Origin of the sequence: Candidatus Acidianus copahuensis, assembly GCF_000632495.1 — an archaeon.
Classification (GTDB): domain Archaea; phylum Thermoproteota; class Thermoprotei_A; order Sulfolobales; family Sulfolobaceae; genus Acidianus; species Acidianus copahuensis.
The window spans coordinates 320,865-347,596 of sequence record NZ_JFZT01000039.1 but is presented as its reverse complement, the minus strand read 5'-3'; the positions used below and the strand labels follow the sequence as shown (position 1 = coordinate 347,596).

The window sequence follows — 26,732 nt, the reverse complement described above, 5'->3', positions numbered from 1 at the left end:
TATATCCGATTTTGAGAATAAGTATAAAATGAGAAAAAGGAAAATTTTTATGTATATCCGTTATATAGTTATTGTGTACTTAATAGAAGTGAGTTACAGAAACGAACAGGAGAGAAAGAGACTTGATTACGTTTTAGAAAAGTATAGAGATTCGACAATGGGCTTAGAAGGATATGCCTTTAAGGTATTTGACGATAGATATAATGAGGTAGCTAGCGAAATTATGAGGAAATTTCCTCAAGAGATTGTTAAAGTTTACAAAGTTGAAGAAGTCGAGTTTAAGGAGGAGGTTTATTCATTAAAGGCAACTTTTTCCTTCTCTAAGGGAATTTCAGAGGTTAAGTCTTTTGTAGATTACCTTATAGCAAAGAACAAGGGAATATATCTGGGAAAATTTTCTGGAGAGGAATATGAAATTTATACTAGGAAAGGGTTGGTAAGACTAACAGTGAACTTATCTCAAGAAGGAAAAGTAACGCTTAAGCTAGAAATGAAAGGCCCAAAGGACGCTGTAGATAGAGTTTTCCAAGAGATCTCTAAGGAACTAGAGATCTTCGGTGGGGAAAGATGATGAATTGTGAGGAAGTTTTCAACAAAGTACTTCAGGTTGTTAGAAGCGACGAAATTTCGCTTTCCAAAATGTTAGAGGAAATAAGAGTGAACGAATTTAACGAAATGAAGAGGAACAGGGAAGAATATGAGAAGTATTGCCTAGGGAAGGACTTTCACGATAACTCTGTAATGTTGGGTTACTTTGATTTAGCGTTATTAAAATTGGCATTTTCTATTGATAATCCTGGAATTAAGTCACAATTTACGAGAGATGAAATTGAGGCCTTCCAAAAGCTTGACAGATTCATAAGGCTGGATTACGTAACTGATAAGGAAATAGTTTCCGCTCTACTGAACAAGAAAGGCCAAATTTACGACGTAATCAAGACCTGGTATTATATGCAGATGTATGAATACGAGAAGCTCATAGATCCCCTTAGCTATAATGTAAGGGAAACGCTGGCTTCCGCACTAAGACAGGAATATAGAAGAAGGATGGAAAAGATAAAGCTAGGGATAAGGAATTATATGGATATTGACCCGGGATCAACAAGAAGGTTATTTGAGGAGTACGAATCAGCAATTCTCTCAAGGGCTGAGCTCGAAAGACAGAGGGCTGAGGATCTCCTCAATGAAAATCTAGAGGAAGGAGGTTCTGACCAGATAGTAATTTCTATGCTTGAACGTAGGATATCTCAGTTGAGAGAGGAAAGGGACAAACTGCAGGCTGAAGTAGAGGAACTTAAGAAGAAAATAGAAAATGTCGATGAAAACACGAAAGTAGTCCTAAAGGGAGAAATAGAGAATTTACAGAGAACGAACCAGGAATTAAGAAAGAAAGTTCAGGAATACGAGGTGAATCTCTCTAAATTGAAAAGCGAAAACGAAGAGTTAAGATTAAGAGTGGAGAAGGCTGAAAATCCCTCAGAAAGGTACGTAAGATTTGATGAAGCAAGAATAATGGAAGTTAACTTCTTAGGAAGATTTGAAATGAAGATGAATTCTCTACCGAGAAAATTCTATGATCCTATTAGAAGGGGAGAGTTCTTGGTAAAAGAATTAAAGGAATATTACGTTTATAGATACGACCAGAAGGGACTTCTCAGTCAGTTAGGAATAAAGGACATAGCTGTATATCCCCATAATAGTGAGATATTATTTGTAGCAAAGAAGAACAGAATTTTTGGTGAACCATTAGAGATTGTTGTAAAGGGCATATTTCTCTCTCACATAGAGAGTTTTATTAAGTCCTCATTTGATAACAACCCAGTTAGTCTAGCAGACCTACTTAACGTTTTAGATAGAGCCATAGAGAGCGGTAGGCTTGGAAAGGTACACTATGTCGTTGGAATTGGATCTCCTACAGGATTCGATGAGAGAGTTAAAAGATATGTCACGTCTCAAGAGTTCAAGGAATCATTTGTCAACTTCTATGTCACATTAATCCTCGTTGATCTGGAGTCTGGTGAGGTTTATTACAACAAAGGAGACAAGTTAGTAGATCAATACTTAGAACTATTTGAACCAGATATTGAATCAGAAAAAATTGAAAAAATAATAAATTACCTTAAGGAAAAAATAGCTTTAGAGAAAGCTCTCAGCTTGGAGAGAGTTATTGAGGAGACAGGATATTCTAAGTTAGTTGTAAAAAGAGCGTTCTTAGAGGCTGAAAAGGAAGGGATCGGAAAAGTAAAGAGAATAAAGGATAAGCTATTCGTGGTCTCTGAATGAGGATTTTGCAGAAAAGAGTTCCTGCAATCTCCAAAACATTTTATCATAATAAATAAGAGATGCAGAATAATTTGTTACATTAATCTTTTTCACTTCCCCTACTATAATTTTATGATCTCCCTCGCTTACTATATCCTTCACTTTTGCCTCTATGTACGCATAAGCTTTACTAAGAATTGGGCCGCAATTTCCCAATATATACTTTACCTTAGAAAAACGTTGATGAACGTCCTCTGAAGAGAATATCCTTGCTATCTCTACATCGTCAATAAAGTTGACTACAAACATTCCACTTTCCTCATAGGGTTTTTCGTTTCCTTTAGTTACATCAGCTAAAAATAAAATTAAAGGAGGATTGAGAGAGACCGAATTAAACGTATTAACAGTCATTCCTATTGGTAGATTGTTCCAGAATGTTGTTACAATTACAATCCCGAGAGGCAATGTCCTCATTACATCCCTTAAGTCCATAAGTACTTTTACTTGTTTAAGTTAAAATAGTCACAATTAAACTGATTAAAAAGCTAACATGGATAGCCTTGCGATGTCCTTATCCCACTGAAGTGGAAGTGCATCTGCATAGGAGGAGGTAAAAAGATCTCTTTTTTGAAGAGGTTATCTATTCTTACAACTGAAAGCCTCGCTCTTTAGAGCGGGGAGGAGGTCAGCTTTACGACCTATATCCTATCTAATCCCAATAGAGATAAAATTTTGCTAATTTATAAATCTCTGATGAAGTTAAGTATAGAACCTTGGGGGGTAAATATTCCATTTCTTCTTTTGGCAATGGTCTTCTGGATTATTGGAGGTATATTTCACTATTCCCATCCATACTTTATGATTCTCGGGGCATTTGAGATCTATTTAGGCATGATAATCCGTTTATTTTTCCCTGCTAGAAAATACATTCCAGTTCAGTTACTAATTCTCATTTCTTCGGCTATACCAATGCATGTGATGCAGATTTTTTCCTCTTTTATGTTAGTTATTTTGGAAATTTGGGCCTTTAAAGATGTGAAAAATTATGGAGGAAGGATAATTAAAAACTTTCTAGTTTTCTCTTCCCCTTTCGCATTTATCGTAGCTTGGTCAATTTTTAATTATTGGTTTTTGATTTGTGCACTTTCTTTGTACTTATTAGGAGTTAATATTGGAGTTTTTTCTGCTACATTAAATAATAAGGCTATATTTGGATTTAAACAATTTCCACTAGTAATTCTAGTAATTGTTATGGCATTTATAAAACAGATGCTACCTTTCTTGATCGCCTTTTATTTTGCCTATACTTTTAATGAATTTAAATTAAATAAAACTGGAAATTTTACAAAATATACCTCTATTATTGTAACTTTTTCGTCTTTATTTCTGGGAGATTTCACCCACGCATTCACTCTTGGTGTAATGGCCCCCCTATTTTCTTCTTGTATCTTATATTCCACCTCAAAGTATAATTATGTAAAGGCTTGGGTCATCCCCCTATTATATGCCCTATCATATTATCTAAGAATTATATCATTACCCTTATCTGAAATACCTTTTGGGATCGCGAGTCTTTATTTTCTCTGGCTATTCAAAGATAACTTAACTTTAGAATCACTAAAACTCGGAATATCTAAAGTATTTCTTCAAAAATAATTTTTTAAAAAAAAATTACCTTCTTCTTATAGCTAAGATTGCTAGAGCTATACCGACTATTGCCAAGACAATTGCCACTATTGCTAGATCTATGGCATAACTCTTAACCGAGTCTACCTCATTGTTTATTGAGGATATACTGGAGGATAAGTTACCCTTCAGGGATGAGATATCGCTATTTGCCGTAGCGTTAACATTTGAGACTTCTCTAGATAGGGAACTCTCCTTAGAACTTAAACTACTAACGTTACTGCTTACGTTAGAAAGGTTAGATGATAGGCTTGAGATTGAGTTCTCGAAGTTCAAATAAGTTACATTTGACGAATGTAATCCATCGCTCTGAAGAGAGAAGACAGTTAAGTTATACGTACCGTCTGGATATTTTGCAGTATTTATAGAAATTACTTGGGTGCCGTTTGTGAAGGAAAATATTGGCATTCCATTAAGATAAACTATAGTCTTCTGAACTTCTTGTCCTATTACTGAGACTTTAACGTTTATTGTTCCAGTAAGATTACCAGTGGGAGCAATAATTGAGATAGACGGGAGAGTTGGATATACATCCTGTAGTAATGACTGAGATGGTACTATAACCGAGTTAATTAGTTTAATATCTTTTGCAGAGCTTGAGAAGAGATATACAGTGCTGTTATAGAACGTTAAGTTATAGGCATTAACTTGATATAGACTGATGTCGCTATTCTTGAATATCGCATTTGTAACGTTACTATCTATAAACCTTATATTGCTATCAATAAACGTATCATTAACAAATACATCATTAGAATATGTCCCGTTTACTTCTATCGTATCGTTAACAAAGGCAGAATAATAAGTTAACGGATCGGTTATGGTTTTTCCTTCAGTTAGCAAATATGGCATAACGTAAAATACGTGCGCTGCAGACAAGCTTGTTGTAGTCGGATTGCTCATAGCCGAAACTCCAGTTACTAGGATATCGAAAGGAGCTCCATCATATAATCCTAAGAATAATCCTTGAAGGCTTCCCTCAGAAACTACAGAAGGTGTAGTGAAGTTACCAACCCACTCTCCTATTGCTGGATTATACCATAGAGGAACCTCAATTTCGATACTAAGAAGAGAGTATTCGCTAGATAACACTGTTGGATAGACTACTGCTGAATACATTCCGTATTTTACTGGAGATCCTCCTGAAGTAATATTAGCATAAACATAGACGGTTTGTCCTTCATAAGCGTACTTTGTTGAGGAAACTTGAACTGATGAGTAGGGTGAGACATATATTTGTCCATAGAAAGATCCGTTCACATAAGTATTTAGACTCAATGAGTCATAAGATGCTTTTAGAAGGACTGTATAAAGACCTTGAGGTGCAGATGTCGGAATATTTAAATATCCTAGAAATATTCCTGAGGAATTAAGAGGTATTAACGCCTTTGAGATTACTTTACCCTGGGAGTTAACTAGGTAAGCTGTTATATTAGTTCCAAAAAGCAAATCTTCAGCAGTAGACGGCGAGATCATTGCCAAATTTAAAGGACATTGTATACTTCCTTTAATAATAACCTGTTGTCCTGGAGCTACCGAACCTGGCTCTGCTATTACTGGAGGTAAAATAAATAAATTCTGAAGATATATTCCATTAGTAAATGAGACAAATCCAAACGCATTTATGCCCTCTAACATATCGTTACCTACAGAGGTTGTATTAGGTAAAACTCCAACGTAAATCCCGAGTTTTTGATTAAATTGAAGAGTAAGTTCCTTTATTGGCAAAATAGTGTTTGTTGTTATATTATAGGAGTACAACATTACTGAAATAGTAGGAGAAAGTGACGGCATTCCGTATACGTTGGTTATGCTTGCCTCTATATAATCGTTTCCTAATTGAGCGTATGTAGGAACGAACGTTTGTGGACTTATAAACGTAATAAAGTACCCAGAGAAAGTTTCTGCCCAACCTAATCCTGATATTCCATCCGAAGAACCAGTAACGTAGATGTAAAGTATACCTTGGGCATCTGAAGGTAGAGTAACGTTACCTCCCCACATTCCATTTATAGAGCTATACTTCAGGCTTATCTCGGATATATTTCCTTGAGTTGACTCGATAATAGCATTAAACGTTCCGGAAGTAACAGGTAACTTATTATAGCTTATGCTAGCCTCAATATACATTGTTTGACCTGGACAAAATTCAAGTGGTGTTTTACCCGTATCGTTCTGTAAAACTACGGAAATATCTAATGATGTTGGTGCAGTGCTTGTAACTTGCTTTGCGTCTAGGGCAAATTCTCCAACGTTTATTGTTCCCCAACCAGTAACGAGATTATATCCATAGCTGGCAGTCCACGGTATGTTATAACCAAAAGTAATAGGTGTGATAGCTTTTCCGTAATCAACGTTAGCTAAGTCGTAAAGCAGGGGATTTAACATTCCTAGGCTCGTATTAAGATAGCTATCTATTAGAACAACCATGCCCGCAGTTAATGGTGAGGCCTCACTAGTTCCACCAATAATAGAAGTTATATTTCCAGGGCAGATAATATCGATTCCAGGATATACATTAGCGTTAGCAGAAATATCTGGCAATAGTTTTCCAGAGGGATAAGAGAAAGGAGTTTTCAAATTCCATTGATACCACGGCTTTGGTTCTATTTCACTAACTCCACCTGTAGATCCGCCGTAATTGGCATCATTGGGGATGAAGCCATAATTCGACCATGCCGTTTGATAATATTCCTGTTCTGGGAATGAAATATATGTGGTTGTTCCACCAACAGCTGTCACAAATGGAGAGTCTGCTGGATATCCTACCGTCCCAAGTGGTCCATTACTATATCCTTGTCCTCCTGCATCACCACTACTAGCCAAGAACGTTATACCCTCTGCAGAACCTAATGCATAATATTCGTCCGTAAGTACAACACATGAGTAAAATAAGGGGCCATTAAAAGTAGAGAAAGAGGACTCTGGTATACTAAAGCTCTGAGACACCGTGTTAACATTATCTAAACTATCTATACATGCAATAACTGCGGATAACGGAAGGTTAGGATTAGCTATGAACAGAGTAATGTTTGCCTTAGGTGCGATAGAATGAGAAGCTTCAACATCCAAGCTTATTTCTCCAGCCCAGCCTTTCTCTATTCCGAGACTAGGATTATAAGGACCTATCGGGTAAACGGTAAAATTAGTTGATGGTAGACCAGTAACTTTATCGAAGTAAGCCAACTGCTGGAATATATAAGGATCACCATAAAAGTCCAAAATGCCTATTGTCTTACCTTGCCCCATATCCCCTAGAGAGTATAAATAAGTTGCGTTGTAAACTTTTTGAAGCGCTGTAGGCCAATATGCCTCTATTGGCGCTGTTTGGTTAACTTCTTGTGATAACTTCTGAATGTCATGCTTAGTGATCAGAGTAGATGGATGAGAGAAGAAAATATCTGAAATGTTGCTTGAGTAAACGAACGCATTTACAGTTGGTTGTCCATACGTGACATAGTAAGAGGTTGTGCCATTAGAGTAAACGGCGAAACTTACTCCAAGATCCTTTTCTATTTGAGAAACTGTACCTTCTCCAACTATCACTGAGTCTGCTGCAGTATATATCACCTTAAACCCATCAGAATTTAACTGGGACATTATTTTATCAAATTGAGTCTTTGGGTAGAATTGCTGTACCTGAGACTTTGTGAGAAATTTATGATATAATGGATTACCAAGTTGAGATACTGCCAAAGCGTAGGAGTAAAGTTCATCAAAGTTCTTTAATGGGATGTAAATTGCAAACATTACTTTATTATCAGGATTAAGTGAACCCTTATATGCAAAGCCTTGAGGAGCTTTAGGTAAGCTAAATGAAGGTGTCTGTGAATGTCCAGCTAATACGGTAAACCCAACAGTTAAAAAAGAGAGTAACAAAAGAATAGATAGCATCTGACCTAATATATTTTTTCCATGCATTATCAATAATGAAGGGAATCGAATTAAAAACCTTTTCATATGTAGATTAATAAATTGCTAAAAACTTAGTCTACTTAACTCTTCATTTCTTCATTGGCTTGGTTACTTCCTCCAAAAATCTGTCCGCGTCTCTTAAGATTTTACTTAAAGTCTCGTCTTTTTTGATGAAATACTTAAAGGAAGGCCTACCTTTGCTGCCAGTCAGTATTTTTTCCCTTTTTGCTAGACCTATATAATGAAGCTTATTAAGGGACTTCATTGCTATTAGCTTATGAAGATTTAACTTTTCTGCTATCTCTTTTGGAGTAAATTCCTTTTCAGATCGTATAAGAAAATCAAATATTCTATAGTCTACTTCGTTTAGTTGGTATGTGAGTGACATATACCTAAATGTTAAATCCTGATTCATTGTAGTATTGATAATTTTGATTCCAGCTTAAAAATCTTTTGTTTTAATTAAAAATTATCATTATCAAAAATGTTTAAGTCATTTATACATTCTTTATTTTATCATTATTTTTAAAAAGGAAAAGAAGAAGAAGTATAACGTTTTTTTTTAAGATTGTGCTCTTAAATCAGATCTTCCGGCCTTACAGGTGTCTTATTTATTGGCTTATTAACAGCGTTTTCGATTGCTCTTACTATAGCCGCAGGGCCCACAATTAGAGCAGCCTCTCCAACTCCCTTAGAACCAACTGGATAAGCTGACACATGCGGTTTTTCGGCAAAGAACGAGGTTATCTGAGGAACCTCAACAGGGGTAGGGATAAAGTAGTCAGCATAAGTTACAGCAAGCCCTCCATCGTCATTTATTATAGCTTCCTCATATATTGCTTGACCAACAGCTTGTACTGTTCCCCCCATAATTTGTCCCTCCGCTAGGGCAGGATTAATTACATTTCCTATATCATCATATGCTTTATACTCTTTCACTCTGACTATCCCATAATCGTCAACCTCAACTAGGGCTACGTGAACTCCATAGGGAAAAGTAACGTCTCCTTGTAAAGTAACCTGGGCATATATTCCTGGATCTGTTCCAGTATATCCTGCCTTAGCTACATCGTCCCAACTAACCTTGACTCTTTCGTCTTTCTTATTAATGAACTCTCCTTCCCTGTATTCTACCTCTTCAACATCTACTTTCATGATTCTAGCTGCAACTTTCTTCATTTTCTCTAAAACTTGGGAAGCCGCAACTTGGGCAGCGCTTCCAGCTGCAGATATTGTCCTTGAACCATATGTCCCCATGCTCGACGCAACTATCTCAGTATCACCCCAAACGATCCTTATCCTGCTTATGTCTACTTGAAGAGCATCGGAAACCAATTGAGCAATTGCTGTTTCAGTACCTTGACCATGAGGAGTCCCACCTGTAATAACTATTACATCTCCGTTTTCATCTACTCTTACTTCACCGTATTCCCATGGTCCAAAACCGCTAATCTCTAAGTAAAATGCCATTCCAACCCCAACTTTTCTCCCTTTTTTCCTTTCTTCTTCAGCATATTTTCTCATATCATAATATCCTAGTTTATTTACCCCGCTCCTTAGAAGAGAAATGTAATCTCCAGAGTCATATTTTAAACCAAAGACATTAGTGTAAGGTACTTCATCCGGTTTAACTAGATTTTTCTCCCTAACTTCAACATCATCAAGTTTTAGTTCATCTGCGACAGTGCTCATTATCCTCTCTATTATGAATGTTGCCTCTGGTCTACTAGCCCCTCTATACATTGTTATTGGTGGAGTATTTGTGTAAATTGCCCTACTTCTTATACTTGCAGATCTTATCCTATAAGCGCTCGGAATCATTAGCGGGATTATAGCCGGTTGAAGTGGTGCGGTATAGGTCAAATAGGAACCTAGATCAACTAAAAGATCTCCTTTTATTCCTAGAACAGTCCCATCGCTTTTTACGGCAACTTCTCCTTTGAACGTATTATGCCTAGCTTCAGATGCTAACATTTCCTCGCTTCTCGTAGCAACCCACTTTACTGGCCTTCCCAGCTTTATTGATGATAAAACTACGCTTAGATCCTCAGGCATTATATTAACTTTGCTCCCGAAGGCTCCCCCAACATCTGGCATTATAACCCTAATCTTACTAGAAGGAATTCCAAGGACCTTAGAGAACTCCGATCTAGCTGCGTGAGGAACCTGCGTTGAATACCAAACGTTTAATGTTCCAGACTCATAGCTAGCGATTATTCCTCTTGGTTCCATGGGAGAAGGAATAAGCCTGTTATTTGTAATCTCTACAGAAATAATCTTATCTGCTTGCTTGAAAGATCCTTCCACATCTCCTCCAGAAAAAGTTGAGTCGAAACCCACGTTAGTCCCTAACTCCTCGTGAATGATCACTTTGTCCTTTAGAGCATCCTCCATAGATACTGCGGAGGGAAGTCTCTCATAATCCACATTAACCTTATCAACTGCGTCTCTAACAGAATACTTGTCACTTCCTATTACTATTGCAACTGGTTCTCCAACGAAACGAACCTTGTTGTCAGCCAAGGCCTTCCTTGCTACAAACTTCCATTGTTTTGGATCTTCATATGTTTCCCATATTCCTATTCCTCTTTTCAGTAAGGGAGAGAAGTCCTTATAAGTAAATACCGCAACAATCCCTGGACTTTTTAACGCTTCGCTTGTATCTATTGATTTTATCTTAGCATGGGCATATGGACTTCTCACAAAACCGGCATGCATAGCTGAGACCTGAAGATCGTCAACGTAACTGCTCCTACCAGTGACAAATTTATCATCATACAATCTCTTTATTGATCTTCCTGAGTATTTCATTATCTCATCCTCCCAGCAGCATCCTTAACAGCCTTTATTATATTCTGATAACCAGTACATCTGCATATATTTCCATGTAAACCGTCCTTTATTTCTTCTTCAGTAGGATTTGGATTAGTTTTGAGAAGGAAGTAAGTTTGCATTATCATACCCGGAGTACAATATCCACATTGAAGGGCAAAATTGTCCTTAAAAGCCTCTTGTATAGGGTGAAGTTTAGAATCGCCAATACCCTCAATAGTTGTTATTTCTGCACCATTAGCTTGAAACGCAAATAACGTGCACGATTTTACAGACTTACCGTTCATTATAATAGTACAAGCTCCACAGGTACTAGTATCGCAACCAATCTTAGTTCCTGTTAGACCTATATCTTCCCTAATAAAGTGAACAAGAAGCTTTCGTGGTTCTACTTCCTTTTCATACCATATACCGTTTACCTTGACTTTAACCTTTACTTTCTCTCCTGGTCTAACTAACAACTCCTAACACCTCACTAAGGGTTTTTATTGTAGCTATCTTTGCCACCTTTTTCCTGTAAGACGAACTTCCCCTAGAATCTGAAGGTGGAGTTAAAGTTGCTGAAACTTTTTCGGCAAACTTCTCTAAGTCGTCACGGGTAACCTTTTTCCCGACTAGTTCCTTCTCTAATTCGTATGGCCTATATGCCTTTTCTCCTACGCCAGTGTATGCGATCCTTAAATCCTCAACCTTGTCTGAAACTTTAGCTAGAACTGCAATACCTACCATTGCAAAATCTCCTGCCCTTCTTACTATTTTTTCATACTTGTAAGCGTAACCTTCAAGAACTGGAAATTCCACCTCTCTTAAGATTTCGTTATCCTTTAGTTCTGTTGAGAACGGCCCCTTAAAGAACTCTGATGCCTTAACTTTCCTTTCTCCTCCTGATGAGATTAAGGTTAAAGTGGCATCATACGCTAAAAGGACAGCTGGATAGTCTGCAGAGGGATCTGCGTTACTTACGCTTCCGCCTAATGTTCCTAAATTTCTAACCTGCATGTCGCCTACTTTAGATGCAGTAACGGATAGTAAAGGTATCTTAGATTTTACTATCTGATCTGTTGAAATCTTGGCGTGAGTCGCTAAAGATCCGAGACCTATGCTTTTTCCTCTATCCTCAATGTAATCTAAATCCCCTCTTAATTTATTAAGATCCACAAGGAATTTTGGCTGTATAACCCTTAACTTAAGCATTGGAATAAGACTTTGCCCACCAGCAATTATCTTAGCGTTACCGTTATCGAGAAAATCTAAGGTATCATAGATAGAACTGGGCTCATAAAGACCAAAAATAGTTGGGTACATATTACATCTCATGAAAAACACGATATTAAATTTTCTTGATAATTAATATAAATATTTTCATCTATACATATTTCAGTCTTAACATAATTAAAATCCTAAAATGGTATGTGATCAACTCATCCCATATATCATAATAGGTTAAGAAAGTAGGAGACATTAATATTCAACTATCCGACCTTTTGGGGTTTGAGTTTTACGGACATTTTTGTTATGTCCATAAAACCCTTGGGCTTCACCACGTTCTGAGCCGAAGCTCATCATCACGATCCGCCCCATTAGCGGGATAACCCCACCCACACCACCGAAGACCGGGGTGTGGGAAAACCCGCACATGCTTAGTTCATCCTTCTCCCTTTTTTTGTCCCTTCTTCGGGTCTACACACCCACATTTGGGACGATATAAGATTGATTTTAGAATATATATTAAGTATTTTGGTTTGAAGTGAAAATCATGAAATGTATATAAATGTCACGATCTAAGCTAAACTGCTGACAACGGCTCAAATAATTCCTGGATCTTGGTCACTTTCCTCCTAGAGATAATATAAATCAATACAGTAATAGCTACGTATATTGCTAGATCAATAAAAATATTGAACGGTAGGAGAAGGAGAAATAACAGAAGTACTGGATATATGAGAAGTAGTTGTCTTCTGTAGGCAGATCTTCCCCTATTCGGTTTTCTATATGGAGAAACTCCAATAGAGGTCATAATTAGCATTACAGCAAGCGTAGGAATAAGAGAATCCGCATATGAAACTTGTGCTACTAGACTTCCATCTTCCTGGCTTTTAATCGTAGAAACCTCGCTTCCATTCTCATAAAGTTTTACCTCATTGGAATATCCTCTATGGTAGGCTATTAGTTGGGGCTTGCCTACAAAATACCTCCTTCCATATACTTCTATGTATTCATTAGAGTCTATCTCTCCTATTACGTTATCATCTTGAAGTATTCTATTTCGATTTAGAACTAAGTTTAGGTTTCCAGCTATCTCTAACCTTTTACCTTTTACTGTCAATGTTGCAACTTGAACGTTATCCTCATATAATTCGTTACCTTGAAGTTTGATTTCCATAGCGAAGTATTGCATAGATATTATAAAAATTCCATTTCCATGTTGTCATCAAGCGTTTTAAAGCCTTAGTAAACGACGTTAATTGTACTCTCTAATGATTTATCATAACGTGATGACACTAAATCCAGTTACATCAAATTATTACTATTCATCCATCTAATTTCTATAAAACTTATATAGAGATCTTGGAAGTTAAATATGGAAAAATTAAAATATAGAAATGAACTTATTCATGTAATGAAAGTCTACGAGATCCCTCTTAGATTCGTAAAGTCCTTCCTTATAGAGGATGATATATCGATCCTAATTGACTCAGGAACTCCAGGAAGTGGTAAAAAGATAATGGAGTGGTTAAAGGAAAGTGGAAAAGATCCTCTCAAAATAAAGTACGTTATATTTACTCATACACATATCGACCATATAGGCGGTGCATCAGAGATAAGTATCCCTAACGTCACCTTTTTAGTTCATCCCAATGGTTTAAAATATGCAAAGGAAGGAAAGGCAAGAAAACCTATTCCTCGAAGTATTCCGACTAAAATCTTTTTCTTGTTTGGAAAGGCAATGATAGAGAAAGAGTTACCGGGACTACAAAACGTTAAATCCATAGATGAAGTTGACTTACCTGATTGGATAGAGATTATATATACGCCAGGACATACCGATGACTCAATTTCCATTCTTCTCAAGGAATCAAGAGAGATATTAGTAGGAGATCTTCTACAAGGTAGTAACAATGGATTAAAATATCCATCAATATACGAAGACGCTAGCTCGCTATATAAGAGCGTTGACTCAGTAAAGCAACTAAAACCAAACATGGTCTACGTTTCACATGGGAAAAGTTCAAGGACTTTCTTAGTCTAACTCATTTCTTCAATATCCGAAACATTTATATTAATTAAAAAGAAGAATCAACTATGAGGTCTAAAGGAACATTGAGAAAACTAATAATAATACTCCAAATTCTAAGATTGTGGAGGAAACTAAGACGGTGAGGTTTTTAATCTATAGTGCAAATAATAGCTTATGGAAATCCTTTTATCGGAAGTTACTAAACAAATGAATAGCTTAAACAGGCAATTCTACGAAAGAATATCCCCTCCAGTAGATATGTATGAGGATGGAAATAAACTAGTTGTTCTAGTTGATCTACCTGGATTTGATAAGAATAAAATAAGCGTAAGAATAACGACAGATGGCGTACTTCACATAGAAGCTTCAAGAGATGTAGAGATGCCAGGTATTAAGCACTTAACCCAGAGACCTGCTAGGGTTGGGAAAGACGTTAAACTGCCGGTTAAAGTTCCTAAAGATGCAGAAGTATATGGGAAATATGAAAATGGGGTACTCACATTAACGATACCGATTGAAGGCTTAGCTAGGGTAAAGATAGAGTGATTGATAAACCCAAGATAGATAAAAGTATTGCCAAATAAGCATCATTAGTAAAAAAATATAATGGTAGGGAAATAGCTATGATTAAGCTACCTATCCATTTTTTACTCCTCTTCCTTGATGGTTCGCCCTTTCTTAGCATTGAAGCCTTTATAGCATTATTTGCAGTTCTAAAGTAGTCACTTAACTCATCGATCAAAGCTAACCTGGCCAATCCCTCCTCTTGCATAAGCCTGACAGTATTTTGAACAAAGTCAAAATCTGGATCAATCATCTTACACGTACCTTCTAGGACACCAGACATTCTAAGATAAAGGGCTAATTTCTCCGGTAGTCTTAAAGGAAACTTATAGAAAGCTTGGGAGGCCAGTCTATTGAAATCTTCGAGTTCTATTTGCTCTACTTCCCCTTTAGCCTGCCTTATCATTAGATCAAAGCCCTTAACTAGAACATCTCTATTAGCGAAAGGTTGGATAGCGCCCAACTGATCTAAGACGTTAACTACCATTATTGCGTCTCCTCTACTCAAACTTAAGTAGAGTCTGACCAACTTAATCCTTGTCTCTGGATCTATTGAACCTACCATACCAAAATCGTAAAGTATAAGACTTCCATTTTCGTCAACTGATATATTACCTGGATGAGGATCGGCATGGAAGTACTTTTCCTCAAATAGTGGTACCATAAACACCTTAAAAACTCTCCAAGCAAGCGCTCTCCTATCGTTATTCCTTAACGCCTCATCCGAAGTTATCTTATATCCTGGTAAATACTCCATTATAAGAACCTTCTTTGTAGCCTTTACTATTTTAGGAATTTTTACGTTAAAGTCCTTCAATTCCTCCTGAATTTTATCGTGGTAAAACGCTTCCTTAGTGTAGTCTAATTCATCAAATATCCTCTTTGAAAAGAGATCAACAACAATTTTTATCGACTCAACAAATGATGAGTCAAAGATTAGCCTAAGAAAGGGAAGAAGTCTTTTCATGATTTTTATATCTGTCCTCAGAATTTCTTCAACTCTGGGCCTATTAACCTTGACCGCTACGATCTGTCCTTGAAAATAGCCGATGTGAACTTGACCAAGGCTTGCTGCCGCTATTACTTTGTCCGTGAGTTGAACTCCAGCTTCTTCAGCATATGTTTTAACTTCTTCAAAAGGAGCTGGAGGTACTTCATCCTGAAGTCTCTGTAACTCCCTTAGATAACTATCCGGAAGTACATCAGCTCTTACCGAAAGAACTTGCCCAAACTTTATGAACGTTGGTCCAAGAGAGATCAGAGCGTCTGTAAAGAGTCTAGCCTCCCTTTCTAATTCCGTCTCACTAACTTCTTTTCCCTCAATTATTCTGTTCCTTATATCTCTATATTTCAGCACTCTAGGCGCAAGTTTCCTAACTATTGTTAACGTCCTAGAAAAAGTGTTCATATGAAATCTGCTTTCATCAAAGTTAAAGTGTTATTGCGACATCTTCATTCGACTGAAGTAGAGTGCGTCCGAAGGATTAGAAACTAAAGTGCGCGGGTTTTCCCAAACATACTTCAGTGGTATAGGTTGTTGGGTTAATTCTCTAATGGATCGTGATGATGATCTTTGTTCAGTACGTGGTTAACCCAAGAGTTTTATGGCAATAAATGTCCGTAAAAACCCAAACCCCTTGCTCTCTGCCCTATAGTTAACTAGCTTTTTAATTTATCCATTTTCTGAAAAGTACTGTATCCTAACTTTCTCTCCCAAAACTTATAGCGTTTATAAATCCAGCCTTAATTGCGCTTCCTATGTTCCACTGATTTTTTAGATAACCCTTAAGAGTAACATCTGCTTGTATAGGTTTATCCACAACCTTTACTCCTAATTCACCATAAATTTTAATGAGAAAATACCTCCTTGTTCGATCTAATTCGCTTAACGAATTAGTAGTTATATAAACTTCATTATTTTCCGCTAATTTAAACGCGTAATCCTGGTACGCATAGATATTTGAGTCTATGAGAATCGTTTTCCTACTCACTTGAGGAAAAGTAGGTGAAGGATCGCCTATAGCCCATATACAATTCTCACATTCTGTAACCTCTTTCTTTATCACTCTTACTTCAAGTCTTTCAAGTTCCTCCTTATAGTAATCAACTAGTGGTAAGAACTCCTTTCTTTTGTAGGGATCAATAAAATCATTAAACTGACCTCCTAACTCAGCCCTTTCGTATAGAGTAACGTCAAATCCCCTTAAGGCAAGAGTTCTAGACGCTTCTAGACCTTGTACTCCTCCTCCGATAACGTAAACCTCACCTTTACCCTGAGGTAGACTAAGCCCCTCCCATCCTAGCAGAGGATTCACATCACATCTAACTTCCTTAATCACTACTCCTCTACATGACTGATTACACCTTATACATGGCCTTATAGGATCTCCCGATTTCATTTTTTCGGGAAACTTTGGATCGGCTAGCATTTGTCTTCCTATAACCACAACATCTACAACTTCGAGTGCCCTTTCCACATCTGCTGGCGTTAATATACTTCCAGCAAGAAACACTGGAATCTTTAACCCTTCCTTAGCTTTCATAGCCTCTTCGATAAAGCTTACCCTCTTATAGTAGAATGGCATACTTGCATTGTATGGTCCATCTCTACCTGCTGAGAAATGCACATAATCTAACATGTTTTGAAGTCTGTAAACTATTTTGGAAACCATTTCTGGATTAAGCCCTTCGTTATCAAATTCGGTGGAGCTTATCCTCATACCAACTGGAATGTTCACTTTTTCCCTTATCCTCTTCAGTACTTCCTCTACAAATACTACGCCGTCAGAATACCTATCTTTTCTTTTATTAATAGCAGGAGAGAGAAATTGTGCAATTAAGTAACCATGCGCTCCATGAATTTCTATTCCATCAAAACCAGCCATTTCTGCCCTAACTGACGCTTCAGCAAAATCCTCCTCAATTCTTTCTATATCATCCCTATCCATTTCCCTAACCTCATCCATTAGCTTTTCTTGAGAAGGAGATACAGGAGTATTATTCCATATTATGTTCTTCCTAGTTTTTCTCCCTACATGAACTAATTGGATAAATACCTTTGAACCTGTACGATGAATCATTTCCGTTAATCTGAAAAATTTTGGTATAAGCTCATCAGAGTAAATTCCTAATTCATTTACAGAACCTCTAGAGTCTACCTTATTTATGTAAGTATATTCGGTTATTATTAGTCCTATACCTCCAATAGCTCTTTCTAGCATGTAAAGAATATGAGAATCGGTGGGATAACCATCAGGTGCTCCTAGATTTGATATCATTGGAGACATTGCCAACCTATTCTTTAGTTTAATTCCCCCTACTTCTATTGGGGAAAAAGCCCTTTGCATGAGGAAGATTAAAAACCCAATAAAAGAATCTAACTTAACAAAAAGTATATACTACTTAAAGATTATCTTTAAACCCCTCCAAAGATCTTAATACTCTAGGGCCCCTAAGGGCCCGTGTTTCCATTTTAGCCCGCCTTCTTCTTTGGAGGAGTTGTTTTTCTTAACTTGGGAGATTTTTGTTCTCACACCAATATTATATAAATGTTTATTAGAATATAGTCAAATCGTACATAATACTTAAAAACTTTTAATTCAAGCAAAGAACTAGCTGAGCAAGATCTACAATGATTTTCTTTTTAAGGCTTTAATACTTGTATATTTTTTATGAAGAAGATAAAGAAACTGATATCCATAACGTAAAGTTAAATATATATATGACTATTGAGGATAAAATATATTTTTCTCATATTAGCGGTAAAGAGTATACCATTTAAAACGAGAATATACGAAATATAACTTAAGGAAAACGTCAAAAAGCTAGTCAAATGATTGCGGAAGGAATTTTATCCTACCAACATTCCAGATAGTTGTGAAACCCCTTTACTGCATAAACAACGAGTTCACTGGAGCCCTAATAGATGGAACAGATATAGTATGGTTACCTCTGCCTAGATATGATTCGCCTCCAGTATTCCTTAGCCTTCTAGATAAGGAGAAGGGAGGTCATTTTCTTATTTCGGGCCATATAAAGTCGCAAGAATACATTGTACCTAACGTGGTTAAAACAGTATTAGAGGATGACAGCGAAATAACAGATCTTCTCTTAAGAGGAGAACCGGCTATAGTAAGAAAAATAAACGCTAAATCGCCGTTAACCATTCAAATATCTCCAGTCTTTGATTATGGACGTTCTAAAGGGGCTATAGAACCGCTAACCAAGAACGTGTATAAATTTACGAAAGATCATGGAGATGAATTCTTAGAAGTACACTTCCTCTTTGATCAAATTGAAAAAATATCAGATTATTCTTGGATAATAAATGGAGAAGGTTACGTGTACGTTGGATATTTCCCTGATGAAAGGTTTGGAATATTTGGAAAAAGGCAACTTACATTCGATATAGGAAAAGGCTTCGATAGAACAATAATCTATTGGAAAAATGAAATGAAAAGAGGGAGAAGTAAGGGAAAATTACTAGACATCGATTTACCGAATTATACTGGAGAAGAAATAGCAAAAGCTTATCAAACGTCAGTAGGGATATTGTTAGGCCTCCTCTATAACTCTACTGGGACAATAGTTGCTGCCCCTACTACTTCTCTACCAGAAGTTGAAGGAGGGACTAGAAATTGGGACTACCGATTTGCATGGGTCAGGGACTCATCTATTGTAGCTGAGGCTCTTATTTCTGCTGGTTTTTCATCTGAAGCTAGGAGGATAATTGAATTCTTCTCTAGAGTTGTATCTTTTACATCTAAGCCCTTCGTTTACCCATTATACAGTATTGATGGCTCTGTACCTCCAAAGGAGATAGAGATCAACTGGCTTTCTGGATACGCAGGGTCTAAGCCAGTTAGGGTCGGAAATGCAGCAGCAGCTCAAATTCAACTAGATTTAGAAGGATTCTTTTTAGATGCAATGTATAAATACTTCGAGGCTACAGGAGATAGAAATTACGTTAAAAATCATGCCGATGTTATAGAATACATAGCGGATTGGGAGTCAGAGAACTGGAAGATAAAGGACGTTGGTATATGGGAGGAAAGAGGAGTTCAAGAACACTTTATTCACTCAAAGGTTATGATGTGGGTAGCCCTAGATAGAGCCGGAAAACTAATGAAGGCAATAGACAGGGAGAACAAGTGGAAGGAGGCTAGAAACGAGTTAAAGGATTGGATTATGGAAAATGGAGTTATTAATGGAAAATTTGTAAAAAAGGCGGGTAGCGAAGAGGTTGATGCTTCACTCCTAACTCTGCCCATTTATGATTTTGTTGATGTAAAGGATGAGACTTTCGTCGCCACTCTCAAAGCTATTGAGGATCAGCTTCTCTATAATGGATTACTAAGAAGGTATAAAATGGACTTTTTAGGGGAGGCAAAACATCCTTTTACGTTAGCGTCTTTATGGTTAGCAAGAGTTTATGTAAGATTAGAGAAAATCGATGAAGCAAAAAGGGTAATTACTAACGTAATAAATCCATCAAAAGGTGTTTATCTACTGGGAGAACATATAGACGTAAATAAAGGAGAATTTACCGGCAATTATCCACAGGCTTTTGCTCAAGCAAATCTGATATTAGCCTTGGATGAACTCGCTGATTATACGGTTAAGAAAGACGAAGAACAAAATGGCAAATGAATTTAATTTTTTTATATATAAAAATACTTTTGTATCTACATGAAAATAGAAGTAGATGGTACATCAATCGATATTAGCGTTCCAGGTTTAATACATGAAAAAGTTACGCAAGTTTATAATGCATTGAGGTTTATAGATCCTTCTTGGTCCTCTAAGAGAGAAGTAGAACAGGACATAGGTATAAGAGTCAGATATATTGATAAAATAGCCGATACTACTCAAGAGTTACTCTCCCTTCTTTTGGGAGATAGCAGGAAATTTTCAGAAGAAATAACATTAAAATTATTAGATATCTTAGATATAAATACAATAAAAATAAATAACGTAAAATATCCACGTGAAATTAGGAAGGAGTTTGATGGAGAACTCATTGTTTACCCAGAGATTATTTCGCTCTCACTAAAGGGGTTTAGAGAAATAATTGACTATAAGGTAAAAGTCAAGGATTATGAGGTTCAACTTCAGTTGGCAGTTTCGATTTTAGGTACTCCATCAAGATTCACAGTAAAGGATAAAGTTTTCCTAGAATTTCTAAAGGATAGAATATATGCGCTTAGCTTCATGAAGATATTTGAGAAAATCATTGACAAAATAGGAAAAACATATGCGGAACAATTAAGACAATTAGGATTAACTACTGTAGAACTAAAGGATAATAATGTTATTCTCAGATAATATTTTATTAGCTAATAACCAAGAGTAAAGAAAAGAATTAATCCTTAAAAAGTACCTCACCATAATTTCCTAAGTCTAGAAGGCCATGTCCAGAGAAGCTTACTAAAACTGTCTTTTTCTCCCCATTAGCGCGTTCAGCTATCTCCTTAAGTATAGGTAGAGCGTGAGAAGTCTCTGGGGCAGGTATATATCCTTCAAGTTGAGAGAATAATTGAGCCCACTTAAATGCCTCATCTTGATTGTAATCCCTAGATTTTACAATTCCTTCCTTCATAAGTAAGCTTAAGGTTGGGGCAACCGCATGATATCTTAATCCCCCAGCGTAAACTGGAGGAGGTACAAAATCAGAACCTATTGTATACATCATAAACTCAGGTAATAGCTTAGCAGTATCCGGATAGTCATATTTATAAACACCTTTAGTCATCTTAGGTACTTCGAGAGATCCAGAGGCTATATATGTCCTTCTTACATTACCTTTAGCTAGCTCTCTGCCTAAGAATGGATAAGCTAGGGCAGCGTAATTGCTACCCCTCCAACAACTCCTATAATGTAATCTGGATCCTCACCTATCATTTCCATTTGCTTAACTGCTTCCATACCTGCAATTGTCTTAAACATTATATCGGCATTTGTCACACTTCCAACAACGTATTTTCCTCCATGATCTCTAGCATAAGTTATTGCCTCACTTATAGCTATTCCCAAGGATCCTGGATGATTTGGATCTTGTTTTAATATGCTTCTTCCATAGTCTGTCAAGTCTGAAGGAGATGGATGAGGATATGCGCCGTACATTTGCATCATGTATTTCCTATAAGGTTTTGCAAAGAAGCTTGTTCTAACCATAAAGACGTGAGCTGGGACTTTAAATAGAGCAGCTGCAAGAGCTACTGCTGAACCCCACTGACCTGCGCCAGTTTCAGTAGACACAAAATTCGCTCCATCCTGCTTTGCAAAGAAAACATGAGCCAAGGCGCTATTTATCTTGTGTGAACCAGTATAAGTAAACGCCTCCATTTTTAGGTAAATTCGTAAATTACCTCCAAGATATTCCTCCAATCTTTTTGCCCTAATAATAGGCGTAGGTCTATTCACCTGAAGATATCTCTCTAATACTTCTTCAGGTATCTTTACGTATTCCTCATTAGAAAATTCATATTCAAGAACTTTGCTTGGTAGAACAGTTTTTAATAACTCAATTCCTTTTCCAGAATCATCCTTCGGTGGTGGAAGTTTCTCTGGAAGCCTTGGGACTATGTTATACCATTGCGTGGGAATTTCGTCTTGTGGAAGATCTATTCTAATTTTCATATTAGAGGTTTGTTTAGCAAGTTAAAAAAGTGTTAAATCAAACACGCATCATGAAGTGAACTACTTAACCTTTCGGTACTGCCTCACAGACAAACTAATCTTAGCAAGATAGGAGAAACTCCACAGAATCTAAGACGTCTACAAAACGACATACGATGAGATGTTGAGCGAACCTAGAACTCGTGATCAGTAGTGTAACCGCAATTATCGTAAATGAAAGTCCTTTGCAAAAGTGAGAGGTGATATTTTACGTAACCCCAACTTATACAAGTTGATAATATACTAGAACCATTTTCTTATTATCGTTAGCGAATTACTCGCGAATGAAAAGAATCCTGAACGTAGACTGTTTTAAAGAATTTTAGGTTTATTCATAAAATAATTAGACAAAATATTTTATTAATTTTATGACTTCTTCATAACTCTTTTTCCTACAATCTCTTCCGTAATATCCACGCCCTTCCAACACTGAGAAGAATCTACAACCTCCCATACACATTGGCAAGAATGGACAATCCTCACACTGTCCTTTCCAAACTTCTCTAGCCCTCTTACTTGAGAAACTCCCGTTGAACTCTACCTCTCCATCTTCCCTTAACTTACCTTTTACGTACAGAGGATTTCCAGTAAAAGCCCAACAGGGATAAATAAGACCGTTCGGATCAACTACAATATCGTCCTCAACATGAGCTACACATAGACCTAAACGGAATACCTCTTGAGGTATTTCATATCCCTCGTCTCTAGCTATTTCCCAAACCTTAGTCAAAACTTCTCCTTCACTCTCTTTAGGAAGTACGTTCTCCCAATATTCGTTTCTAAAGACATTTTCATGGACTATATGAGGATCTACTCTTATTTTAGTTATATCCTTTTCCTTCAGGTATCTAAAGAGTTCTCTAACTTCACTGATATTTCTCGAATCAACGTTTATTCTTAAAACAACATTAACGTAATCTTGAGCATATCTAAGGTTATCTAGAATTATATCAAAGGAGCCTTTTCCACCTACAAAATATCTCCTTTTGTCGTGAATTTCTTTAGGACCATCTAACGTTATTTGAACATGCGAAAGACCAATGGACATTAATCTATCTAAAACGCTAGGTGTTAGAAGAGATCCGTTTGTCACTACACTAAACGAGTAATCAAGGTCTTTTAACTGCTGAGAAATTTCTTCGATTTTTTTTATTTGTAGCAATGGCTCCCCTCCAAAGAATGTAACTCTAACTTTCCTCCCATTAATTCGTTTTCTAATATAGTTTACAAATCCCTTGATAACTTCATCTCTAACTCCTCCTTTTTGCCTAAAGCTCTTCTGGAAGCAATAAGCGCAATCAAAATTACAATCATAAGTGAGGAGAAGTGTTGGTTCAAGAACGTTCTTTTTAAGAACCATCTTTTCTGGATCAAATTCCTGATCGCTAAATCCCTCTTCAATTATGTCACGAATATCTTCTGGAACTTCTCCCTGATTTAATTTTTCCATCTGTTCTTCTGATACCTTTATAGCATAACCCGTTAATGTATTAAAAATTATATTTTCATTATAAAGAAAAATATTGAATTTAGATAGTTTCGTATTTTTCCACCTCACTGCCCCCACGAGGGAGAGTAGTTACATCTTCCTGCTTTCCTTTGTATCTTGACTACTTTGGCTTTCATAAAGGATAAGGGAAAAAATAATATATAACCTGGTTTTATATATAGAAACCTATCTTTTCTTAAACGACGTTTTACCATTCTGAAATCACCTAAGGCTAGACCTATCAAAATACGCTAAAACAATGAAAAAGCAATTTTAGTATTAGCTCATATATGAGCCTATGAGTTTGGAGGATATAGGCGAGAAGTTCTACGCTCTTCCAGATGACATTAAGGAAGTACTGCTAACCTACATTAGGGGAATAATATTTACAAGACCTGACATACCGTTTAACATCTTTGACTTAGGTTATGGAATTGGAAAATCTATACTTAAAATGAATGACGATTGGATTAGAAAAATTACTAAAGAGTGTAAAGCATCTCCAAATTTTTGTGAAGGCTTGGCAAGAGGTGTAGCGGACTCTAAGTTTGAAGACAAAAGAAAACTTATAGCGTTCTTAGACTCTGAGGTTAGTGCATCAATTTTCTATCTTTCATCTGCGGATTTATCTAACAAGGTAATTAAAGATGCAGTACTATTTGCTATACAAAAAATTAAAGGAGAAAAGAACTTAGGAGAAGTTGGAAGAAATTTCGGATTACACTATAAAGGAATACCTCAGGAAATTAGGGAAAGAATGATGGATCTCCTAAAAGTTCCTTCATTTGCTTATGAATTTCTTAAAGAAATAAAATTAAAGGACTTTAGTGAGTTCGAGGTTTTTCTTAGTAGCCAAGAAATCTCAGAGCTAATAGGAGAAAAGTTTAATGAGCTCAATGACTTTCAGAAAAGGAAGGTCTTTTTACATCCTACTCTTGGGTTAGGGAGAGGTATTGGAATTTCATTTGATCAATTAGAATTTAAATGGAAAAAAGAGATTTTACAAACAATCAAAAATAATAAGGAGATGGCAATGGGCTTTCTCGAAAAAGTTGATCCAAACTCATTAGAGGACTTTTTCCAGATAATAATAGAGATCGTAAGCAGAGATGAGCAATTATCCTTTGTTTTAGGAAGGAATTTTGGAGAGAACTTCTCTAATATTTCATTCCGTTTAAAAAGTAGCGCAATAGATCTCTCAATGAAACTTCCAAAATTCGGTGAAGGCCTAGGATTTGGTTCAGCAAATAGTATGGGTAACGCTTTTGGTTTTATAAAGGAAGATAAGATTTTATCAGAAGAAGATGAAGAATTACTTTTTGAATTAGCAGGGAAAAATTGTCATATAGCAAAGGGAATGTTAGATAACTTGGAATCTCTAATTTTTGCTAAGAACAAAGAGAAAGTACTCGAACTAGTAAAGAGATATAGAGATTACTCTCCGAAATTTATTGAACTCATAGAAAGGAGAATAGATGAGTTCAATATAGACTCTCTTTTATCCTTAGCAGAAGGAAATGTAGCATACGAATTAGGAAGAATTCTCTGCTCGAGATTTCCATACATAAATCAAGCAAAGAGAACTAAGGTTATTGAATTCCTAGGAAAAAATAGAGAATTCTATAACGGTTTCGTTATATGTAAGAATAGGTAAGAGAGTTATTCACGTTCAGATATAATCTCAATATATGTCATGGATAACCAATTAACCTTGAATTATGAATAATACTTATATTAAAGAGAATTTTTAAATCTAGATCATATTAAAATCAAGAATAACTTATCTTAAAGAGTTTTGAAACGACATTTAAAACGACTCTTTCTCTAAATCAATATATGGTGTGTTAATTTCGTAGTCATAGATTATCATAACGTCTGCATCTTTATCAATATTTCTAGAAATTTTAACATAATCCTTTGCCTCATCCATGCTTCCCACAAGACATATATTAATCCCTGCCTCATTGTCAGAAATTTCTATGACTTTACAATTTTCTAAGATCTTTCCAACTTCCTTAACTTTCTTAGAAAATATAGAAAACATCACGATACCGCTTTTTGGGATGTTAACTCTAGGAAAGGTGACAAAGTAACCTCTTTTCTTCAATAACCTTAATCTTTTTATAACTACTTTACTATTAATGCCAGTATCTCTAGCAACATCTCCTGAATTCTTTCTAGGATCCTTAATCAGTTGGTTAATGATTTTTATATCAATAAGTTTAGGGACTATTGGTTGCTGGTTTGGTTTATAAACCATCGCTGGTTCTCCCAAAGTCTTAGTCATTAAAGATATTCTATCCTCTATTTCATTCACCGTTCTTCCTCTAATTCCATATACGTTTAGCCATTCAATGCATTTGAATTTTAAAAATATCCAGTCCTTGCTCATATCATAATAATTTTTAAACGCAACAAAAGAGAAATAATTATTATAAAAATTAGGATTAATAAATAGGGTAAATCCTTGGAGAATGTCTTCATCCATTATTTTCTTTAATCTATACAAAACCGTAGGTGGAGTTAGGCCTAAGAGAGACGCTATCCTTCTCTGAGACATTCTTCCGTCTCTGAACAAGTAAAAAAGCATCTTCCTATCTACTTCATCCATCCATGTATACTGTTCTTTTAGGCTATTAAATTTCACATCTCTAAAAGTATAAGTCTTCCTTCGAATTTAGAATATTATAAAAATCGAATATCGCACTATCTCTGCTAATCTTCTACTTGAGACTTAATCTTCTTATCATTGCGCAGAGATCTCTCTGAGAACATAATGTAAACCCTTGTAGCGTGGAATTCCCTAGTCTCGGATAACGGCATAAGTTGTGCTCTTTCTATTCCGTTAATAAACATATTACCTCTTAGACGTTAACAATGTATTACTCCCTTTAGATGTTAAGTGTTATTAGGAGATTTCAATTTTGCTTTTTAGATAGATTATTAACCTATGCTATACGAGTTTTATGCTCCTCTAATATCAAACAATGTTAATTTTATTTTATAATTTCTATTTAAAAGGTAAAAATTATCTATTTTTAGTATTAATTTGAGAGAACAGATTTACTC

Annotated in this window: 19 protein-coding genes and 1 pseudogene; 8 read left to right on the top strand and 12 right to left on the bottom strand. The window is 36.1% G+C overall.

Annotated features, from left to right (window positions below; genetic code table 11):
- Nucleotides 1–88: 88 nt before the first annotated feature.
- Nucleotides 89–571 carry a hypothetical protein gene (locus CM19_RS06370; protein ID WP_150111397.1) on the top strand — a complete coding sequence of 161 codons (483 nt, stop codon included), beginning with the start codon at nucleotides 89–91 and terminating at the stop codon, nucleotides 569–571.
- On the top strand, nucleotides 568–2,283 hold the full coding sequence (locus CM19_RS06365; protein ID WP_150111396.1) for a hypothetical protein: 1,716 nt from the start codon (nucleotides 568–570) through the stop codon (nucleotides 2,281–2,283). Before CM19_RS06370 ends, CM19_RS06365 begins: the two co-directional genes overlap by 4 nt.
- On the opposite strand, the gene CM19_RS06360 is transcribed toward CM19_RS06365, so the two are convergent.
- Nucleotides 2,263–2,754: a flavin reductase family protein gene (locus CM19_RS06360; RefSeq protein WP_048099574.1), complete on the bottom strand. Its 492-nt coding sequence runs from the start codon at nucleotides 2,752–2,754 to the stop codon at nucleotides 2,263–2,265. The genes CM19_RS06365 and CM19_RS06360 overlap by 21 nt on opposite strands.
- Nucleotides 2,755–3,015: 261 nt before the next feature.
- Between CM19_RS06360 and CM19_RS06355 the strand changes: the two genes are divergently transcribed.
- Complete coding sequence (locus CM19_RS06355) at nucleotides 3,016–3,918, top strand: hypothetical protein (protein WP_048099573.1); 903 nt, start codon at nucleotides 3,016–3,018, stop codon at nucleotides 3,916–3,918.
- A 15-nt stretch (nucleotides 3,919–3,933) separates the two neighbouring features.
- Here the strand turns inward: CM19_RS06355 and CM19_RS06350 are convergent, their stop codons facing one another.
- The 6 genes from CM19_RS06350 to CM19_RS06325 all read right to left on the bottom strand — a co-directional run bounded on the left by CM19_RS06350 (nucleotide 3,934) and on the right by CM19_RS06325 (nucleotide 13,078).
- The gene (locus tag CM19_RS06350) at nucleotides 3,934–7,842 is read right to left on the bottom strand and encodes a protease pro-enzyme activation domain-containing protein (RefSeq protein WP_048099655.1); all 3,909 of its coding nucleotides are present in this window, start codon (nucleotides 7,840–7,842) and stop codon (nucleotides 3,934–3,936) included.
- Nucleotides 7,843–7,951: 109 nt separating this feature from the next.
- Nucleotides 7,952–8,278 carry a MarR family transcriptional regulator gene (locus CM19_RS06345; RefSeq protein WP_048099572.1) on the bottom strand — a complete coding sequence of 109 codons (327 nt, stop codon included), beginning with the start codon at nucleotides 8,276–8,278 and terminating at the stop codon, nucleotides 7,952–7,954.
- Nucleotides 8,279–8,439: 161 nt separating this feature from the next.
- Nucleotides 8,440–10,674, bottom strand: a complete 2,235-nt coding sequence (gene cutA, locus CM19_RS06340; RefSeq protein ID WP_048099571.1) for a glyceraldehyde dehydrogenase subunit alpha — start codon at nucleotides 10,672–10,674, stop codon at nucleotides 8,440–8,442.
- On the bottom strand, nucleotides 10,674–11,156 hold the full coding sequence (cutC, locus tag CM19_RS06335) for a glyceraldehyde dehydrogenase subunit gamma (RefSeq protein ID WP_048099570.1): 483 nt from the start codon (nucleotides 11,154–11,156) through the stop codon (nucleotides 10,674–10,676). Before cutC ends, cutA begins: the two co-directional genes overlap by 1 nt.
- A complete protein-coding gene (gene cutB / locus CM19_RS06330; protein ID WP_048099569.1) occupies nucleotides 11,146–12,000 on the bottom strand; it encodes a glyceraldehyde dehydrogenase subunit beta in 855 nt (284 codons plus the stop codon). Before cutB ends, cutC begins: the two co-directional genes overlap by 11 nt.
- A 481-nt stretch (nucleotides 12,001–12,481) precedes the next feature.
- Nucleotides 12,482–13,078: a hypothetical protein gene (locus tag CM19_RS06325; protein ID WP_150111394.1), complete on the bottom strand. Its 597-nt coding sequence runs from the start codon at nucleotides 13,076–13,078 to the stop codon at nucleotides 12,482–12,484.
- 198 nt (nucleotides 13,079–13,276) lie between these two features.
- Here CM19_RS06325 and CM19_RS06320 point away from each other — a divergent pair, with 198 nt between their 5' ends.
- Nucleotides 13,277–13,945 carry an MBL fold metallo-hydrolase gene (locus CM19_RS06320; RefSeq protein WP_235185632.1) on the top strand — a complete coding sequence of 223 codons (669 nt, stop codon included), beginning with the start codon at nucleotides 13,277–13,279 and terminating at the stop codon, nucleotides 13,943–13,945.
- Nucleotides 13,946–14,107: 162 nt separating this feature from the next.
- Nucleotides 14,108–14,479, top strand: coding sequence for an archaeal heat shock protein Hsp14 (gene hsp14 / locus CM19_RS06315; protein WP_048099567.1), 372 nt, complete (start codon nucleotides 14,108–14,110; stop codon nucleotides 14,477–14,479).
- Here hsp14 and CM19_RS06310 read toward each other — a convergent pair.
- Together CM19_RS06310 and CM19_RS06305 are read right to left on the bottom strand one after the other, a co-directional pair.
- Nucleotides 14,460–15,905, bottom strand: coding sequence for an ABC1 kinase family protein (locus CM19_RS06310; RefSeq protein ID WP_048099566.1), 1,446 nt, complete (start codon nucleotides 15,903–15,905; stop codon nucleotides 14,460–14,462). The two genes, hsp14 and CM19_RS06310, sit on opposite strands and share 20 nt — an antisense overlap.
- A 292-nt stretch (nucleotides 15,906–16,197) precedes the next feature.
- Complete coding sequence (locus tag CM19_RS06305) at nucleotides 16,198–17,844, bottom strand: NADH:flavin oxidoreductase (protein ID WP_048099565.1); 1,647 nt, start codon at nucleotides 17,842–17,844, stop codon at nucleotides 16,198–16,200.
- A 529-nt stretch (nucleotides 17,845–18,373) separates the two neighbouring features.
- On the opposite strand from CM19_RS06305, the gene treH1 reads away from it, so the two are divergent.
- Entirely contained in the window at nucleotides 18,374–20,146 is a 1,773-nt protein-coding gene (gene treH1 / locus CM19_RS06300; protein WP_048099564.1) for an alpha,alpha-trehalase TreH1, read from the top strand.
- 39 nt (nucleotides 20,147–20,185) lie between these two features.
- Nucleotides 20,186–20,821, top strand: coding sequence for a hypothetical protein (locus tag CM19_RS06295; RefSeq protein WP_048099563.1), 636 nt, complete (start codon nucleotides 20,186–20,188; stop codon nucleotides 20,819–20,821).
- A gap of 37 nt (nucleotides 20,822–20,858) precedes the next feature.
- On the opposite strand, the pseudogene CM19_RS06290 reads toward CM19_RS06295, so the two are convergent.
- Nucleotides 20,859–22,135, bottom strand: a pseudogene (locus tag CM19_RS06290) (TrpB-like pyridoxal phosphate-dependent enzyme).
- A 382-nt stretch (nucleotides 22,136–22,517) separates the two neighbouring features.
- A complete protein-coding gene (locus tag CM19_RS06285) occupies nucleotides 22,518–23,732 on the bottom strand; it encodes a radical SAM/SPASM domain-containing protein (RefSeq protein ID WP_048099653.1) in 1,215 nt (404 codons plus the stop codon).
- Between the two features lie 229 nt (nucleotides 23,733–23,961).
- On the opposite strand from CM19_RS06285, the gene CM19_RS06280 reads away from it, so the two are divergent.
- Nucleotides 23,962–25,317 (top strand): hypothetical protein, encoded by a 1,356-nt coding sequence (locus CM19_RS06280; protein ID WP_048099562.1) that lies wholly within the window; start codon nucleotides 23,962–23,964, stop codon nucleotides 25,315–25,317.
- A 153-nt stretch (nucleotides 25,318–25,470) separates the two neighbouring features.
- Here CM19_RS06280 and CM19_RS06275 read toward each other — a convergent pair whose 3' ends face one another.
- Nucleotides 25,471–26,274, bottom strand: coding sequence for a winged helix-turn-helix transcriptional regulator (locus tag CM19_RS06275; RefSeq protein ID WP_048099561.1), 804 nt, complete (start codon nucleotides 26,272–26,274; stop codon nucleotides 25,471–25,473).
- Nucleotides 26,275–26,732 lie beyond the last annotated feature (458 nt).